18 protein-coding genes are annotated in these 14558 nt (G+C 66.3%); 7 read left to right on the forward strand and 11 right to left on the reverse strand.

What is annotated here, in order from left to right; genetic code table 11:
* Positions 1-68 precede the first annotated feature (68 nt).
* Positions 69-548 carry a hypothetical protein gene (locus BS38_RS27710; RefSeq protein WP_231511331.1) on the reverse strand — a complete coding sequence of 160 codons (480 nt, stop codon included), beginning with the start codon at positions 546-548 and terminating at the stop codon, positions 69-71.
* A 201-nt stretch (positions 549-749) separates the two neighbouring features.
* Between BS38_RS27710 and BS38_RS25720 the strand changes: the two genes are divergently transcribed.
* Positions 750-1385, forward strand: coding sequence for a thymidylate kinase (locus tag BS38_RS25720; protein WP_442853354.1), 636 nt, complete (start codon positions 750-752; stop codon positions 1383-1385).
* On the opposite strand, the gene BS38_RS0119295 is transcribed toward BS38_RS25720, so the two are convergent.
* On the reverse strand, positions 1354-2283 hold the full coding sequence (locus BS38_RS0119295) for a hypothetical protein (RefSeq protein WP_028272289.1): 930 nt from the start codon (positions 2281-2283) through the stop codon (positions 1354-1356). The genes BS38_RS25720 and BS38_RS0119295 overlap by 32 nt on opposite strands.
* Before the next feature lie 147 nt (positions 2284-2430).
* Between BS38_RS0119295 and BS38_RS0119300 the strand changes: the two genes are divergently transcribed.
* On the forward strand, positions 2431-3498 hold the full coding sequence (locus BS38_RS0119300; protein WP_028272290.1) for a LacI family DNA-binding transcriptional regulator: 1068 nt from the start codon (positions 2431-2433) through the stop codon (positions 3496-3498).
* Here the strand turns inward: BS38_RS0119300 and BS38_RS0119305 are convergent.
* Both BS38_RS0119305 and BS38_RS0119310 read right to left on the reverse strand, forming a co-directional pair.
* Positions 3482-3661, reverse strand: a complete 180-nt coding sequence (locus BS38_RS0119305; RefSeq protein WP_051629032.1) for a PspC domain-containing protein — start codon at positions 3659-3661, stop codon at positions 3482-3484. The two genes, BS38_RS0119300 and BS38_RS0119305, sit on opposite strands and share 17 nt — an antisense overlap.
* A gap of 51 nt (positions 3662-3712) precedes the next feature.
* On the reverse strand, positions 3713-4102 hold the full coding sequence (locus tag BS38_RS0119310; RefSeq protein WP_028272292.1) for a VOC family protein: 390 nt from the start codon (positions 4100-4102) through the stop codon (positions 3713-3715).
* A gap of 166 nt (positions 4103-4268) precedes the next feature.
* Between BS38_RS0119310 and BS38_RS0119315 the strand changes: the two genes are divergently transcribed.
* Positions 4269-4853 (forward strand): hypothetical protein, encoded by a 585-nt coding sequence (locus tag BS38_RS0119315; protein ID WP_156037187.1) that lies wholly within the window; start codon positions 4269-4271, stop codon positions 4851-4853.
* A gap of 75 nt (positions 4854-4928) precedes the next feature.
* On the forward strand, positions 4929-5534 hold the full coding sequence (locus BS38_RS0119320) for a DUF6919 domain-containing protein (RefSeq protein ID WP_028272294.1): 606 nt from the start codon (positions 4929-4931) through the stop codon (positions 5532-5534).
* A 33-nt stretch (positions 5535-5567) separates the two neighbouring features.
* Here the strand turns inward: BS38_RS0119320 and BS38_RS0119325 are convergent, their stop codons facing one another.
* Positions 5568-6050 (reverse strand): pyridoxamine 5'-phosphate oxidase family protein, encoded by a 483-nt coding sequence (locus tag BS38_RS0119325; RefSeq protein ID WP_028272295.1) that lies wholly within the window; start codon positions 6048-6050, stop codon positions 5568-5570.
* Positions 6051-6163: 113 nt separating this feature from the next.
* On the reverse strand, positions 6164-7549 hold the full coding sequence (locus BS38_RS0119330; RefSeq protein ID WP_028272296.1) for a flavin monoamine oxidase family protein: 1386 nt from the start codon (positions 7547-7549) through the stop codon (positions 6164-6166).
* A 108-nt stretch (positions 7550-7657) separates the two neighbouring features.
* Here BS38_RS0119330 and BS38_RS0119335 point away from each other — a divergent pair, with 108 nt between their 5' ends.
* Positions 7658-8407 carry a TetR/AcrR family transcriptional regulator gene (locus BS38_RS0119335; protein WP_028272297.1) on the forward strand — a complete coding sequence of 250 codons (750 nt, stop codon included), beginning with the start codon at positions 7658-7660 and terminating at the stop codon, positions 8405-8407.
* Positions 8408-8446: 39 nt separating this feature from the next.
* On the opposite strand, the gene BS38_RS26550 is transcribed toward BS38_RS0119335, so the two are convergent.
* The 5 genes from BS38_RS26550 to BS38_RS0119360 all read right to left on the reverse strand — a co-directional run bounded on the left by BS38_RS26550 (position 8447) and on the right by BS38_RS0119360 (position 12401).
* A complete protein-coding gene (locus BS38_RS26550; protein ID WP_051629033.1) occupies positions 8447-8782 on the reverse strand; it encodes a hypothetical protein in 336 nt (111 codons plus the stop codon).
* Positions 8783-8926: 144 nt separating this feature from the next.
* A complete protein-coding gene (locus BS38_RS0119345) occupies positions 8927-9331 on the reverse strand; it encodes a universal stress protein (RefSeq protein WP_028272299.1) in 405 nt (134 codons plus the stop codon).
* Complete coding sequence (locus tag BS38_RS0119350; protein WP_028272300.1) at positions 9328-10860, reverse strand: tripartite tricarboxylate transporter permease; 1533 nt, start codon at positions 10858-10860, stop codon at positions 9328-9330. The genes BS38_RS0119345 and BS38_RS0119350 overlap by 4 nt, the downstream gene beginning before the upstream one ends.
* 9 nt (positions 10861-10869) lie before the next feature.
* Positions 10870-11394: a tripartite tricarboxylate transporter TctB family protein gene (locus tag BS38_RS0119355; protein WP_231511333.1), complete on the reverse strand. Its 525-nt coding sequence runs from the start codon at positions 11392-11394 to the stop codon at positions 10870-10872.
* Between the two features lie 5 nt (positions 11395-11399).
* Positions 11400-12401: a Bug family tripartite tricarboxylate transporter substrate binding protein gene (locus BS38_RS0119360; protein ID WP_028272302.1), complete on the reverse strand. Its 1002-nt coding sequence runs from the start codon at positions 12399-12401 to the stop codon at positions 11400-11402.
* A 143-nt stretch (positions 12402-12544) separates the two neighbouring features.
* Between BS38_RS0119360 and BS38_RS0119365 the strand changes: the two genes are divergently transcribed.
* The gene (locus BS38_RS0119365; RefSeq protein ID WP_028272303.1) at positions 12545-13429 is read left to right on the forward strand and encodes a LysR family transcriptional regulator; all 885 of its coding nucleotides are present in this window, start codon (positions 12545-12547) and stop codon (positions 13427-13429) included.
* Positions 13430-13603: 174 nt separating this feature from the next.
* Positions 13604-14518, forward strand: coding sequence for a 5-dehydro-4-deoxyglucarate dehydratase (kdgD, locus tag BS38_RS0119370; RefSeq protein ID WP_028272304.1), 915 nt, complete (start codon positions 13604-13606; stop codon positions 14516-14518).
* Positions 14519-14558 lie beyond the last annotated feature (40 nt).

Consider the following 14558-nt stretch of genomic DNA (forward strand, 5'->3'; position numbering starts at 1 on the left):
CTAGGCTTGTCCGCGCATCCGCGCCGTGACGGGCAGGATCTGCGAACAAGCTTCTGACGCGTGGCTGTTCAGCGGACGGGGCGAAGGTCGTCCGGGTCCTCGCGGTGGAACATGCGCCGCGGTGCGACGCCTTCGAACAGCACCCAAACGGTGGAGGCGTCGTCGGTCATGGAGTCAACAATGCCCGACGCCGTGACCCGGTTGCCCCGTACAACCGCCACCTTGTCTCCGGGACGCAGCTCCGACCAGTCGGTTTCCGGCCGTGCGGACGCGGCTGGCACGTCGTCGGCCTGGTGTCCGCGCGGAACCTGCGGCCCCGCGCCGAACAGCCAGGCCGCGACGTCACTTCGCAGCACAAGGTGGGGACCGCCCGTTGCGCTCACGCTTCCCGTGGGCACGTAGTAGCCACGGCCCGCGCCTGCCCCGCCGGCCGCCCTGTCCAGGGCGTCAACTAGGCGCCTGGTGAGGTGCCCCTGCGGACCAATCTCCCGGAGCTCGTCGAGCTCTTCCGGAGTGAGCCGTCCCAGCACAGCAGCAATGTCGGCCATGGTGGATCCCTTCTAGCGAATGGTGCCTGAAGGACCACGCTAGAACCCCGCCATTAACGGCGCATGAAATCCGGACGGCGAACAACGAACAAGTTTCCGCGGGGGACAATCCGGACCGCCACCTCGTTGAACCAGTGACGCTGCGCGCTATACAGTCCGCACCCAACGAAATGAGCCACCCTGCTGATTGTCCTCACCGGAATTGACGGCGCCGGAAAGACCACCGCTGCACGCGCAGCCGTTGACGCCGCACGCCTGGCAGGCGGCGGTGCCCTGCTGCTGCGCAATCACGCCGGCCGCCGCAACATGACGCAGTGGTCGGAACGCTCCGGAATTCCCCTAAATCCCCGCCTCGCTGACGCACTGGAGACGGTCATCCGGACAGTCAACGTGCTGGTGTCTCACGCCCGGGCCCGCAGGTTTTCCGGCCTGGTGGTCATGGACCGCCACCTCTACTGCCAGCTTGCCCTGCGCAGCGTCCGGGGGATCCGGCCCGGCCGGTTCCTCCCCTGGCTGCTGCGGCACCTCCCGGCGCCGGACCTGGTGATCCACTTCGACGTCGCTCCGGAGCGGGCGCTGGAGCGCATCCTCCGGCGGGGGACGGACAGCGAAACACTGGAGGAACTGACCGCGCTGAGTGAGGGCTACCGCGGCCTTCCGGACTTTGCCCGGTTCGCCCTGATCGACGCCGGCGCCACCCAGGACGAGGTCCTTGCCGCGCTCACCGACGCGATCCACGGCGCAGCCGGCGGTACGGCCGTCAATCCGTTCGGCAGGACCGGACAAACCGGCGGGGCCGGGCGGATCAGCGAGAAACAATCGACGTCACTGCGCTGACGAACGGAGGGACGGCCGCCACGGCTGCAACGCCGAGAACGCCGCGCACCGCCCAGTCAACGGCCACTCCGCGGCGGCCGGTCCCGGGCAGCCTGGCCACCCGCGCCTCGCGGCCCGCACGCAGCCGCCGGGCCCGGAGAACTGCAGCGGCCTGCGCCCACACCAGCACCCCGAGTGCACCGGCGCCCAGCAACACGCCCGCAGGGACGAACAGCACGGCCGCCAGCAGCGGCAGGTAGTACTTCCAGTTCTGTCCGGAAGGAAGCGGAAGGCGTTGACTGAAGGCGCCCGCCACGGCCGCCACCACGGCACCGTGCAGGATGGCCATCACGGAGAAAAGCACCACGGACAGCCAGCCCGGACCCACAATGGCAAAGTCGATGTTGTCCGCACGGAACGGTTCCACGGAGGCACCGAAGACGAGGAGAAGCAACACGCCCAGCACCGGCCCTGCCCACCGGCCGGCAGGAAGCCACCGGTGTATGAGCACGTAAACGATGGCTGCGGCGAAGCCGGCCGGAAGTCCCGCGAAGAACAGCAGGGCAATGCTGCCCTCAACGGTGGGAAAGCCCACATTGGCCTGGGCCTCGGTCAGGCGGCCCTGGGCTGACGCGGGCGAGGTGACGGCCAGCACGCGCATCACCAACCTGCCGCCGGCCCACCCGACCAGCAGCCCTGAGGCGACCCCGGCCACCGTGGCCACGTTGGCCCACCACAAGTACTTGCGCAGCGCGGAGACCTGGGCCCCGACCACAACATCCCGAGCGGACGCCGGCGAAGGCACCGGAAGATCCGCGGTTGAAGCCGGCGCCCCCAGCGTGCGCCCTCCCCAGGCAATGACCATGGCCGCACCAACAAGGAGCAACAGCGTACAAACAACCACGATTGCCAGCGCCACGGGTCATCACCACCAACGTAAGGGTGGATTCATTGTGCTCCGGCCGCGGGCTGTTGGATAGGGGTGGCCGGTGATACGGACCAGGGCCTCCGGCCGAACGGGCCGCACGTAGAATCGGGTCCTAGATCATGAGGACACGGGAGACGCATGAGCACCAGGCAAGTGGGAATCAAGGACGTGGCAGCCGCCGCGGGAGTCTCCATCGCCACCGTCTCCCAGGTCCTCAACAATGTCGCCTACGCCAGGGTGGGGGCCGAAACCCGGGACCGGGTCCATCAGGCCGCCCGCCGGCTCGGGTACGGTCCAAACCGGCTGGCCCAAGCCTTGCGCACCCGCCGTTCGGACGTCATCGGAGTTATTTGTGAAGATATGGCCACGGCCCCGAACTCCGGCCTCGTCATTTTGGGTTCGGTGGAGGCGGCCAAGGTCCGCGGCTACACCATCATGATCATCAACGCCCCGGGCACCGGTCCGGATGGCTCCGGCGATGCCGGCGTGGCCACATTGATGGACCGCCAGGTGGACGGGATACTTTACGCCGCCAAAGGCCGCCGTCGGCTCCGCGTCCCGGCCGGCCTCGTTGGGCTTCCGGCGGTGCTCGTGGACGCCGAAGATATGGGGCACTCCGTCTCGTCGGTCATCCCGGACGAGGAAGACGGGGCCCGAACAGCGGTCCAGACTCTCATCGACGCCGGCCACACCAGGATCGGCATGATCACCAGCACCGACGACGTCCCGGAGGCACATTCCCGCCTGCTGGCCTTCAAGGACACGCTGGTGGATGCCGGCCTGGAATTCCGCGCCGAACTGGTCCAGTCTGAGCCCTCCACGGACGCGGCCGGCGGCTATCGCGCCGCCCTCCGCCTGATGCAGCGGGACCGTCGGCCCACAGCGGTGTTCTGCTTCAACGACCTCATGGCCATGGGCCTTTACCGGGCCGCCGCCGAACTGGGTTTCAGCATTCCAGACGAGCTCTCGGTGGTCGGCTTCGACAACCAGGAGCTCATCGCCGGGAACCTCCATCCGGCCCTCACCACAGTGTCGCTGCCGCACTACGAAATGGGCGCCCGGGCCGTGGAAATACTCATCGACGCCATTGAAGGCAACACCGGCCCGGGGCCGCTAACGGCCCTTCCCGCAGTCCTGCCATGCACCCTGGTTGCGCGAGACTCCGTTGCGCCGCCTTCAGGTCAGGCAGTCACTCCTTGGGCATGATGATCCACAGCGCGATGTAAACCAATTCGCCCACGCCGAACAGGCCGAACAGCACAAAGCCAATGCGGACGAGGGCTGTTGACACACCGAACCTGGCTGCGAGCCCGGCGCAGACGCCGGCGATCATTTTGCCATTCCTGGGCCGAACCAATGCTGCTGTCATGCGGCCACAGTACCAGCCGGGGCAGTGGCCGAGTCCAGAGTCCTTTAGCCCCTAGTCCTGGTGCAGCTGGACGAAGTTCCCGCAGCCGTCGTCCAGCACCACCGAGGTCCCGGTAGGGCCTTCCGCCGGCTCGTCCTGGAAGATGACGCCGAGGGCTGCCAGCCGCTTATATTCGGCCCGCACGTCCGGAACGCCGAACACGATCGCCGGCATCCCGGCGTCGTGCAGGGCGTTCATGTAGTTCGCGCCGATGGGGTTGTCGCTGGGCTCCAGCAGGAGTCCCACGGACCCGGAACTTCCTCCGGCGGAACCTGGATCCTTCACGATGTACAGGTTGTATTCGGGCATCGCCATGAGCGTTTCGAAACCCAGGGTCTCCGTGTAGAACTGGTGGGCCGAGGCCGGATCCTTGACGTGGATGCTGCACATTTTTAGTCGCATGGAGCCTAGGCTACCGGTGCCCCGCCTGCCCCGGAACGGGGCCGGCCGGCAACGCCGGACGCGCCGCCCGTCAGGAAGTCCTGCCCATTGACGGCCGGCCCTGCCGGGACTCCAATGGAAGTAGCGGAGCCAGCCAGCCCGGACAGGTTCCGTTGGAGGTGGAACGGTGTCTGTCATAACGGAGTCGGTCCCCATGGGACCCCTGCAACTGGCGGTCTGCGCCGCCGTCGTGGTCTGCGGCGTTGCGGGCGCAGTATTTTCGGCGCGTTATCACGCAAGGCGTGACGCCGGACAGCTGACGGACGCCGTCTTCTGGGACGGTTTCGCCGGGCTGGTGATCGTGTTCCCGGCCATCCTGATTCCTTCGCTCGCCTCGCCGTGGCTGGGCTTCGCCGTAGGTTCGCTCGCCGCCGCCACAGCTGCGGCCGCCTATGTGTGGAGTCCCCGTGTCATGGCCTGGCGGGACGCCCGGGTCCACACCGGAACCGCCCGGGCGGAGATCGAAGCGGCAGCGGCTCGGCACCGGACAGTGCTGATCCGGTGGCAGCGCTACGAGCTTGATCCCGCGTGCTGCATCGACTACCCGGACATGACCGATGTGCGCCGTCCGGAAACGGCGGCCCTGATCAAGGCCATGAGGGAGGCCGAACGGCTCCGGGCGGCCGAGGCAGCCGGCTACCTTCCCGCCGTCGACCGGCTGGAACATGCCCTGGGCCGGGCGGAAGCCGCCGCGGGCGTGCCCTCCAGGTAAAGCCCGGCCAGCGGACGTTAACTGGTGTGTCGGGAGCATTGGAAAGGCCGGAACCGGCGGCGGTAGCATCCCATAATGGAGCCTTTAGTCACGGACACACGAGACCAGCACGGCAGGTTGCGATCGGACCGGGGAGTCTGGCGGCAGGCAACAACCCTCGCAGCGGCGGGCGAACTCACCGCGAGATGGCTTGAATCCCACAGCGAATTCCAGCCGGGAACGTTTGCGCCCAGCTTCGATGAGGAGACCCGGCCCATCGCCGCCGAACTCGCGGAGATCAACCGGAACGGCCTCTTCACCAAAGAATCCCAGCCCGGCATGCGCGCCGACGCCGGCCACGCGCAAAGACAATACGTGACCGGCTTTTGCAGCGCGGAGGCGGCCGCTGAACTCATGGCCCTGTCCACCAGGTCCGAGCTCATCACCGTTGGCCATGCCCCCGGTGAAGTGAGCGCCGCGGCCATCCCGGTAACGTTCGACGGCGATGCAGTGGTTACCGTCCTCGGGTCCAGTGAGAGCCCGGTGGACGAGGACCAGCTCCGCGACTGGTCCGACGAAACCAACGAAACGCTGGCCCTGCTTCTCGCCGACTCCTGGTACGTGGAAGTCCTGGATCCGGTGTGGGGCCGGAACGACGTCCTGCTGCCGGAGGTGCTGTCGGCCCTCCGGCAGGTGCCGTAGGCGGGTGCCGTAGGTCGGGCGGAGCCGCAGGGACTACAGGTCCACGGTCCCGCTTTCGCCGACGCTCATGCGGCTGTGCGTCACCTTGGATTTGACCCACTGAAGCACCGTGGCGGCCCTGCCGCCCGGACTGGTCCAATATTCCGCCGAGTCCGAGTCGACCCGCAGCAGCACCACCTCCGGCGTATCCGGTCCGTCCGGGAACCAGGCTTCAACCACCTGGTTCCACATGTCGTGGATTTTCTGCCGGTCGGTGACCACTTCCGCGGTGCCGGCCACGGAGACCCATTCGGTGTTCTTGCCGAAGGACACGTTCACGCGCGGGTCGGCGCGGACGTGCGCCACCTGGGAAGTTTCCGACGACGTGAAAAACCACATGTCGCCGTCGTCCTTGACTTCCTGGACGGCCAGCGGCCGGCTGACCAGCGCGCCTTCTTCGTTGAGGGTGGTCAGCATCCCGATGTGGGAACTGTTGATGATTTCCGTGACTTTGCTGATGCGCTCAGTGTCAGACATGCATTCACCTCGTTCGTATCGAACGGGGAAGTTCCCCGCCAGCCCAGCGTATTAGTAAGTTTGCTTACTTTCAACGATTGGCGGGGACTCGTCCGGACCCTTTGGCCACGGCCCTAAGCCGGGGCGCCCACCCTGGCGACGGCGGCAACCCGGGCGGCAGTCAGCTGGCCCATCCGGATGGCGCCGTCCACGTGCTGGTACCCCTCTGCCGCGAGGTCGGAGGAGCTCCAGTAGATGGGACCAACGGGCTGGTGCTGGTCCTTGCCATACCGGTGCAGGCCGCCGAGATCGTAGCTGGAGGCGTACGCCCCGCGGGTCCATTCCTCCGAGCCCCAGTCGGACTCGTAGTACACCTCGGGTTCCAGCGCCTGGTCCCCCAGGAAGGCTGCGATCGATTCCAGGATGGCGCGGCGGCGGTCTTCGGCACTGAGCTCGAAGACGGCGTCGGCCTTCTCGTCCGACACGAAACCCACCAGCGTGCCGCGGGAATCCCCATGGTTGGTGTTGTCGTACACCTCCTGCACCAGCGATCCGGCGCTGAAGCAGGTGCCGGACAGCCCCTCGCCGCGCCAGAACGGCGTCTTGTAGACGGCGTGCACCTTGATGACCAGGCCCAGCGACTGGTGCTGGTGCATCTGGTGCTGGCGGCGCGGCAGCGGCGGGTTGAAGGATACCCGCGAATACAGGTTCGGCGGCACCGCCATGATCACGTAGCGTGCATTGACCGTGGCCCGCTCCGACACCACGGTGACGCTCGGGCCGCCGTCGCGCTCTTCCGTCCAGTTAATGGTCCGCACCGGACTGTTAAGCACGACGTCGTCACCCAGTTCGCGCGCCTGCAGCAGCGACACCTGCTGCATGCCCCCTACAACCCGCTTATCCAGGATGAAGTCCTCATCCGTCAGGTGGCTGAAGGACCCCGCCGAGGCGGCCATCAGGACGGCCTGCAGCGCGGAGAAGGCGTGCGCGGGCTTCGTCAGCATGCCGCCGGCGATGAACAGGCCGATGTTGTTGCAGGCTTCCTCATCTGGCGAGTTCTGCCGGAGCCAGTGGTGGAAGGAGATGGTGTCCAGCTCGCGCGCTTTGGGGTGGGCCCAGGGTTCGGTGGCGCCGATCTCCGCAGCGAGCCCGTCCAGCAGGCCGATCAGCTTATCCATTTCAGCAGCCGTGGTGTCACCGACCGGGAAGGAGTCTCCGGTGTAGCGGGTCTTCCTGCCGTCGGCACCCACGTAGATGGATTCACCATCGCGGTAGCGGGAGTACGTTTCCAGCCCCAGTTCGTCCAGGAGTTCCAGCAGCACCGTCTGGTCCGGCGAGACCCATTGGCCCCCGATTTCCAGCATGGCGCCGTCAACGGTGTCCGTCCAGGTGCGGCCGCCCACGCGGTCCCGCGCTTCCAGCACGGCGACGCTGAGGCCGGCTTTCTTCAGTTCACGGGCCGCAGTGAGACCCGAGGGGCCGGCGCCTACGACGACGACGTCGCGGTCAAGTTCCAGCATGATGTCCTCTCCGTGGCCGCTCGAGTGATGCGGACCACTAAATGAATGCCATTCATTTATGATCACTATAGCGGTTCCAGCACCGTCACGGAAGAGCTCAGTGGAATAATGCTGGGGACCCCGCCAGCAGAAAGGCCAGCGATGCCGGCAGCCGCCCGTCCGAACACCAAGCCCCCAGTGGCACCGAGGGACGCCGCGCCCCGCGTGGCCGCGGCCCCGGCGAAGCGCCGCGCGGGCAGGCCGGCCACAGCGGTGCTGGATCAGGCAGTGATTACCTCGGCAGCGCTGCAGCTCATCGGGAAGAGCGGCTACGACGGCCTCACCATGGCTGCACTGGCCCGCTCACTGAATGTGGCGCCGTCGGCCCTGTACAACCACGTGGCGTCCAAACGGGACGTGCTGGTCCTGGTGGAGGACCACCTCGCCGCCCTGGTGGACGTGTCCGCCTTCGGTGCTGAACCGTGGGATGAAGCCGTAAGGCGGTGGGCGTGGAGCTACCGGGATGTCTTCTCCAAGCACACGCCGCTGATCCCGGTGATCGCAGTCCTGCCCGTCACGGATGCGCCGCAGACCCTGGCCATGTACGAGGCCGTCAGCCAAGGGTTGCGGGAGGCCGGCTTCCCGGAGGAACGCATCATCTCCTCGATCGTGGCGCTGGAGTCCTTCATTTTCGGCTCGGCCTTCGACGTCACCGCCCCCGCGGACATCTTCGATCCGGGCAGCATGGCCGAATCCACGCCCAGTTTTACGGCCGCGGTTCGCAGCCTCGCCGAACAGGGCCACGAAAAGCCTGCCGATGCCGCCTTCAGCCTTGGCCTGGAGGCGTTGATTTCAGGGCTGGGTGCCTTGCGGCGGTAGCGGACTCGGTCAGTCTGCCTGCGGCGGTGCCCGGCGTGCTCAGTCGGCCGGCCGCGCGCGTGGCAGCCGGAGGACGGTGAATCCGTCGCTGTGCAGGAACATGGCGCGGCCCCGGCCGTCGTTCTGGACAACCCAGAACACACTGCCGTCGAGGGCAAGCATGTCCACCCGGCCGGACGCGACGAGCCCGCCATCGCGGTAGATCTCCACCTCGTCCTTGCGTGAAAGCTTCACCCAGTTGGGCATCGGTTCCAGGGGGCGGGTTCCGCTGCGGGCCTGGCGGGCCGGGTGCTGCGGGCCGGCAGGGCGCCGTCGGGGGTTGCTCGATGCCCGGGCAGGCGCGTTCACAACAGGCGCGTTCACAACAACGGTCATGGTGTCCTCAGGTGTTTGGATGGCTAAAAAGGCGGAAAGGGGCGGCCGCTGCCCTGTGGAAGGTCGCGTGCCGCCCCTTGGATGCTGCGTGAGCCCCTAGAAGTGCGGGCCCCTAGATGTGGGCGCCGTTAGAAGTGCGGGCCGTTAGAAGTGCGCGCCGTCGGCCTTGACGGCCAGGACGGGCCGGTCGGCCTGCATCAGGATGCGCTGGGCGTGGCTGCCCAGGATGAACTTGCCCACCTGGGAGCGGTGCCGCAGGCCAATGACGATCAGGGACGCATTCGCTTCACGGGCCACCTCCAGGAACTCATCGGCAAGGTCGTGGTGGTACGGCGGCTGGATGATCTTTGCCGTGACGCCGGCCTCCTCCGCACGCTTCGCGGCCCGCGCCAGGACGTCCCCTCCCGCCACGGTCTTGTCCACCAGAGCGCCTTCACGGGCGGAGTTGACGATCACCAGGTCCTCGTTGCGGAGGGTTGCCTCGGCGATGCCCGCCGTGAGCGCGGCCTCGCCTGCAGGTGTGGGAACGAATCCGACGATGATGCTCATACCTTCTCCTTGATTTTGGTGGGTGCGGGCTCCACAGCCGCGGAGGCTTTGCGCTTGGCCAGCATGGACTTGAGCGCCGGAAGCACGGCCACCAGCACGAACACCGCGAGCAGCGTGGCGGAGATCGGGCGGCCGAAGAAACCCATGGGGTCGCCGCCGAAGACCAGCAGGGAGCGGCGCATGGAGCTTTCCAGGAGTTCGCCGAGCACAAACGCCAGCACCAGCGGCCCGGGTTCGAAACCGAACTTCTTCATCAGGTAGCCCACGATGCCGAAGACCACCACCAGCGAGACCTCGAACATGCTGTTGTTGATGGTGTAAGCGCCCAGCAGCGTGATGAGGGCGGTGACGGGAGCAAGGATGGCGGCGCGGACGCGGAGGATCTTCACGAAGATTCCCACAAGCGGCAGGCTCATGATCAGCAGCAGGACGTTGCCGATGTACATCGAGTTAACAACGCCCCAGAAGAGCTCCGGATCCTGTTCCACGAGCTGCGGTCCCGGGGTTACGCCCTGGATCAGCAGGGCACCGAACATCAGCGCCATGGTGGCGTTCGCCGGTATGCCCAGGGTCAGCAGTGGGATGAAGGATGACGTCGCTGCCGCGTTGTTGGCTGTTTCCGGACCTGCGACTCCTTCGGGGGCTCCCTTGCCGAAGCGCTCGGGCTGCTTGGCCCGTTTTTTCTCCATGGCGTAGGACGCCATCGACGCGATAGTGGCGCCGCCGCCGGGGAGGATACCCAGGAAGAATCCCAGGACGGAGCCGCGCCCGATTGCGCCGGAAGCCTGCTTGAGTTCCTTGCGTGACGGCCAGACGTTGGCCACCTTGGATGGCGCCTTGGCGGCGCGGTGCCGCTCTTCGAGGTTGTAGAGGATTTCGCCGAGGCCGAAGATGCCCATGGCGATCGGCACGAAGTCGATGCCGTCCGCCAGGTCAAGGCTGCCGAAGGTGAAGCGGCTTTCGCCCGTGAAGATGTCCCGGCCAACCGTGGCCAGGAGTAGGCCGAGGGCTGCTGCGATGAGTGCCTTGGCCTTGGCGCCGCTGCTGATGGTGGCCACCAGGAGGATGCCCAGGAGGGCCAGCGCGGTGTACTCCGGCGGTCCGAAGTCCAGCGCGAAGCTGGCCACTACCGGTGCCAGGAAGGTCAGGCCGATGATGGCCGCGGTGCCGCCGACGAAGGAGCCGATGGCCGCCAGGCCCAGGGCCGTGCCGGCCTTCCCCTGCTTGGCCATCTGGTAGCCGTCGAAAACGGTGACGACGGACGACGCCTCACCGGGCAGCCGCAGGAGCACGGAGGTGATGGTGCCGCCGTACTGGGCACCGTAGAAGATGCCCGCCAGCATGATGATGGCGGTGACGGGCTCCACGTTGTAGGTGAGCGGAAGGAGGATGGCGATGGTTGCCGCGGGCCCCAGTCCGGGCAGCACCCCGATCAGCATTCCGATCACGACGCCGATCAGGCAGTACAGGAGGTTGGTCGGCTCCAGGACAACGGCGAATCCGTTGATGACGGGATTTAGAAAATCCACGGAGGTCTCCTAGAAGAGGTGGGGGATGGAGGTGCCGAGCGCCAGCACGAAGATGCCGTAGAACGCCGCGACGACGATGGCGCTGATGAGCACCGTGGAGCGCCAGGTTTCGCCGCCCAGGAACCGCATCCAGATGATGCACAGCACCAGCGCCGGCAGTTCAAAGCCGATGAGCGGCATCACGGCCACCATGGCGGCGAGCGTCACCAGGCCTGTCAGCGGGGAGATGGACATGCGGGTGAACTTTTCCGCGTCCCTGTTGTGCCGCCCGGCAATCAGCTGGAACAGCCCAAGGGCCACCATGACGCAGCTGATGATGAACGGCCACAGTCCGGGCTGCGGTGCCGACGGCGTGCCGAGTCCCATGGCAACGGACAGGATGACGGCTCCGATGCCGACGCCGAGGACCACCAGGGATGAGGCGGCATTCGCCAGGGGGCCGGCGGCCGGCGGTTTTTCGTCTTCCCACTGCGCGGCCAGCTGTTCCGGCGTCAGGTCGTCCTCGACCACCGGGTCCGCGGAGGTTTCCTTCACTGGAATCACTTCGTTCCGCTGAGGCTGATGTCGTACTTCTCAACCAGGGACTTGTACTTGGCGGCGTATTCCTTCCACTGCGTGACCACTTCCTCACCGGAGATCTCCTTGGGGGTCAGCATGTTCTTCTTGTTGAACTCCTGGTAGGCCTCCGACTTGAAGGTCTCCTTGAAGGCTGCAAGCAGCTTGTCCTTCGCAACCTGCGACGTTCCCTTGGGAGCGGCCACGGCACGGTACTGCGCGACGGGAACGTCGTAGCCGGATTCCTTGGCGGTGGGAACGTCCGGGAGGAAGGTGTTGCGCTCCTCGGAGAAGACCAGCAGCGGGGCCACCTTCCCGGCCTGGATCTGCGGCATGGCTTCACCCAGCTGGATGGTTGCCAGCTCCACTTGGTTACCCAGGACGGCCGTCAGGGCGGGCTTGCCGCTGTCGAACGGAACGTCGGTACCCTGCACGTTGGCCTGTTTGAAGAGCACGGTCTGTGCCAGCTGGCTGCCGGTGCCCACGCCCGTGGTGCCGAACGTGATGTTGCGGCCCGCGCCGGTCACGTCCTTGATGGACTTGAAGCCGGACTGGGTGCTGGCAACCAGGACGTAGTCGTCCTGGGAGAGGCCGGTGATGATGTCCAGGTCGTCGATGTTGACGGCTTCATCCGCCGTGACGGCCAGCGGCGTGATGGTCACGAGCGACGCCGTCACGAGCAGGAGGTTCTGCCCGTCGGCAGGCTTGCCCGCCACTTCCTTGGTGGCGAGGGCGCCGTTCGCGCCGGGCTTGTTGACCACCGGCATCGGCGTACCGAGCGTCTTGGAGGCGCCCTCGGCCACGGCCCGGGCAATCAGGTCGGTACTGCCGCCGGCCGCCTGGCCGACGGTGACGCTAATCGGACCGCTGGGGAATTTAGAAGAATCCGTGCTCCCGCCGGCAACGTTGCCGCAGGCGGTCAGTGCCAGGAGCGTCATGGCGGACGTCGCTCCGAGTACGGCTCGGCGGGTGGGGAAGTGCATCATTGGAACTCCTCGTTGGCGCTATCGGGCTACGCCCAAATACGTTTGTGAACCGGATCACTGCCGGTCGGCTGTATCGAGTGTAGGAACCCACTATGATGCATGTCTAAGCCCAAATATGCATCGAGTGATACCCGGAAGGCATCATGTTTACCTTTGACCAACTGGCGGGATTCATCGCCGTAGCTGAGGAACTCCACTTCGGGAGGGCCGCGGAACGGCTCAACATGACCCAACCGCCGCTGAGCCGCCAAATCCAGAAGCTGGAAAAGGCCGTAGGTGCCGAACTGCTGGAACGCGACAACCGGAAAGTCCAGCTGACGGCCGCGGGACGGGCCTTCCTGGAGGAGGCCCGCCGGCTGATGGCCCTGGCCAGCCGGGCGCCCGTGACGGCACGTCGGATTGCATCGGGGCGCTCAGGCCTGCTCCGGATCGGCTTCACGGCCGCGAGCGGCTTCAGCATCCTTGGCCCACTGCTGGAGGAGATTAGCGCAACACTGCCCGACGTCGACATCGACCTGCAGGAGCTCGTGACGGGCGAGCAGATTGCCGGACTTTTATCCGGTGAGCTCGACCTCGGACTGGCAAGGCCGCCCTTTGACAACGAAATCTTCGACTCACATCTGCTTTACCGGGAAGCCATGGTCCTGGCGGTGCCGTCCGGCCACCCGCTGGCTGAACTCAACAGGGACATCACCGAAAAGGACCTCCGGGACGAGCCGCTCATCATGCACTCCTCCACCCAGGCCCGGTACTTCTATGACCTGGTGGTCCGGATGTTCCCCGTCCAGCACGCCAACGTGGTCCACACGGTCAGCCAGATCCTCACCATGGTGTCCCTTGTTGCCGCCAAGCGCGGCGTGGCCTTCGTTCCGCACTCGGCAACCCTGCTGGGCGTCCACGCGGTGGAATTCCTCCCGCTCGAGAGCAGCGTGAACGACCCCGTGGAACTGCACGCCATCTGGACCCGCAACATCACCAACCCCGCACTCGCCCTGGCCTTGAGGACCCTCGACTTCCAGGAGAACTGAACCGTCGCGCCGGAACAGCCACTGGAACGCCACGTTCCCATGCCCGCCCGCACCATGCACGAAGGGTATCAATGCATACAAAAATGAACTTAGACAGGCATCACATGGCTCCCTAGGCTGAAGGAGAAAACATCTACTGCCGCACCGACGCGGCGCCGACATGGAGGACTCATCGTGGCCAAACATTCACCCCAGGAACTTGCCAGCGTTCTCAAAGACGGGCTGCTCTCCTTCCCGGTGACCTCGTTCGATTCGCAGCTCCAGTTCGACGAAGAGAACTACCGCAAGCACCTTGCCTGGCAGGCGAGCTACCCGGTGGCGGGGCTCTTCGCCGCCGGCGGCACCGGCGAAGGGTTCTCCCTGACGCCGGCTGAATCAGCCCGCGTGGTCCGCGCCGCCGTCGAAGAAGTCGGCAGCACCGTTCCCGTCCTGGCATCCGCCGGCGGGTCCACGGCCCAGGCCATTGAAAACGCGAAGGCCGCAGAGGCCGCCGGCGCGGAAGGCATCCTGCTGCTGCCGCCGTACCTGACGGAAGCGGACCAGGGCGGCCTGATCGAGCACGTCAGCGCCGTCTGCAGTGCCACCTCGCTCGGCGTCATCATCTACAACCGCGCCAACGCGATCTACAAGGACACCACCGTGGCCACCCTGGCAGACCGGCACGAAAACCTGATCGGTTTCAAGGACGGCGTGGGCGACCTCGAACACGACGCCCGCGTTTACGCCAAGCTCGGTGACCGCCTGTTCTACCTTGGCGGCCTCCCGACGGCCGAGACCTTCGCGCTGCCGCTGCTGCAGCTGGGCATGAGCACCTACTCCAGCGCCATGTACAACTTCGTCCCGCAGTTCGCCCTGGACTTCTACCAGGATGTCCGCAACCAGGACCGCGTGGCCGTCAACAAGAAGCTCAACGACTTCGTCATCCCATACCTGGACATCCGCGACCGGGTCAAGGGCTACTCGGTGTCCATCGTCAAGGGCGGCCTGGATGCCATCGGGCGCTCGGCCGGCGGCGTCCGCCCGCCGCTGCAGAACCTGGCGCCGCAGGACCTCGCCGACCTCAAGGCACTTATCGCCACTGTTTCCTGACCCACCGTCTCCTGATCGATCCCCTTCCTAGGAGTTACCA

This window comes from Arthrobacter sp. UNC362MFTsu5.1 (assembly GCF_000685965.1).
Lineage (GTDB): Bacteria > Actinomycetota > Actinomycetes > Actinomycetales > Micrococcaceae > Arthrobacter.

What these genes read in the sequence shown, in the direction of transcription:
- BS38_RS0119335 (WP_028272297.1), top strand. Translation starts at nt 7,658, where the DNA reads ATGCTGGGGACCCCGCCAGCAGAAAGGCCAGCGATGCCGGCAGCCGCC.
- BS38_RS0119330 (WP_028272296.1), bottom strand. Translation starts at nt 7,549, where the DNA reads ATGCTGGAACTTGACCGCGACGTCGTCGTCGTAGGCGCCGGCCCCTCG.
- BS38_RS0119365 (WP_028272303.1), top strand. Translation starts at nt 12,545, where the DNA reads ATGTTTACCTTTGACCAACTGGCGGGATTCATCGCCGTAGCTGAGGAA.
- BS38_RS0119360 (WP_028272302.1), bottom strand. Translation starts at nt 12,401, where the DNA reads ATGATGCACTTCCCCACCCGCCGAGCCGTACTCGGAGCGACGTCCGCC.
- BS38_RS0119305 (WP_051629032.1), bottom strand. Translation starts at nt 3,661, where the DNA reads ATGACAGCAGCATTGGTTCGGCCCAGGAATGGCAAAATGATCGCCGGC.
- BS38_RS27710 (WP_231511331.1), bottom strand. Translation starts at nt 548, where the DNA reads ATGGCCGACATTGCTGCTGTGCTGGGACGGCTCACTCCGGAAGAGCTC.
- BS38_RS0119320 (WP_028272294.1), top strand. Translation starts at nt 4,929, where the DNA reads ATGGAGCCTTTAGTCACGGACACACGAGACCAGCACGGCAGGTTGCGA.
- BS38_RS0119325 (WP_028272295.1), bottom strand. Translation starts at nt 6,050, where the DNA reads ATGTCTGACACTGAGCGCATCAGCAAAGTCACGGAAATCATCAACAGT.
- BS38_RS0119310 (WP_028272292.1), bottom strand. Translation starts at nt 4,102, where the DNA reads ATGCGACTAAAAATGTGCAGCATCCACGTCAAGGATCCGGCCTCGGCC.
- BS38_RS26550 (WP_051629033.1), bottom strand. Translation starts at nt 8,782, where the DNA reads ATGACCGTTGTTGTGAACGCGCCTGTTGTGAACGCGCCTGCCCGGGCA.
- BS38_RS0119300 (WP_028272290.1), top strand. Translation starts at nt 2,431, where the DNA reads ATGAGCACCAGGCAAGTGGGAATCAAGGACGTGGCAGCCGCCGCGGGA.
- BS38_RS0119345 (WP_028272299.1), bottom strand. Translation starts at nt 9,331, where the DNA reads ATGAGCATCATCGTCGGATTCGTTCCCACACCTGCAGGCGAGGCCGCG.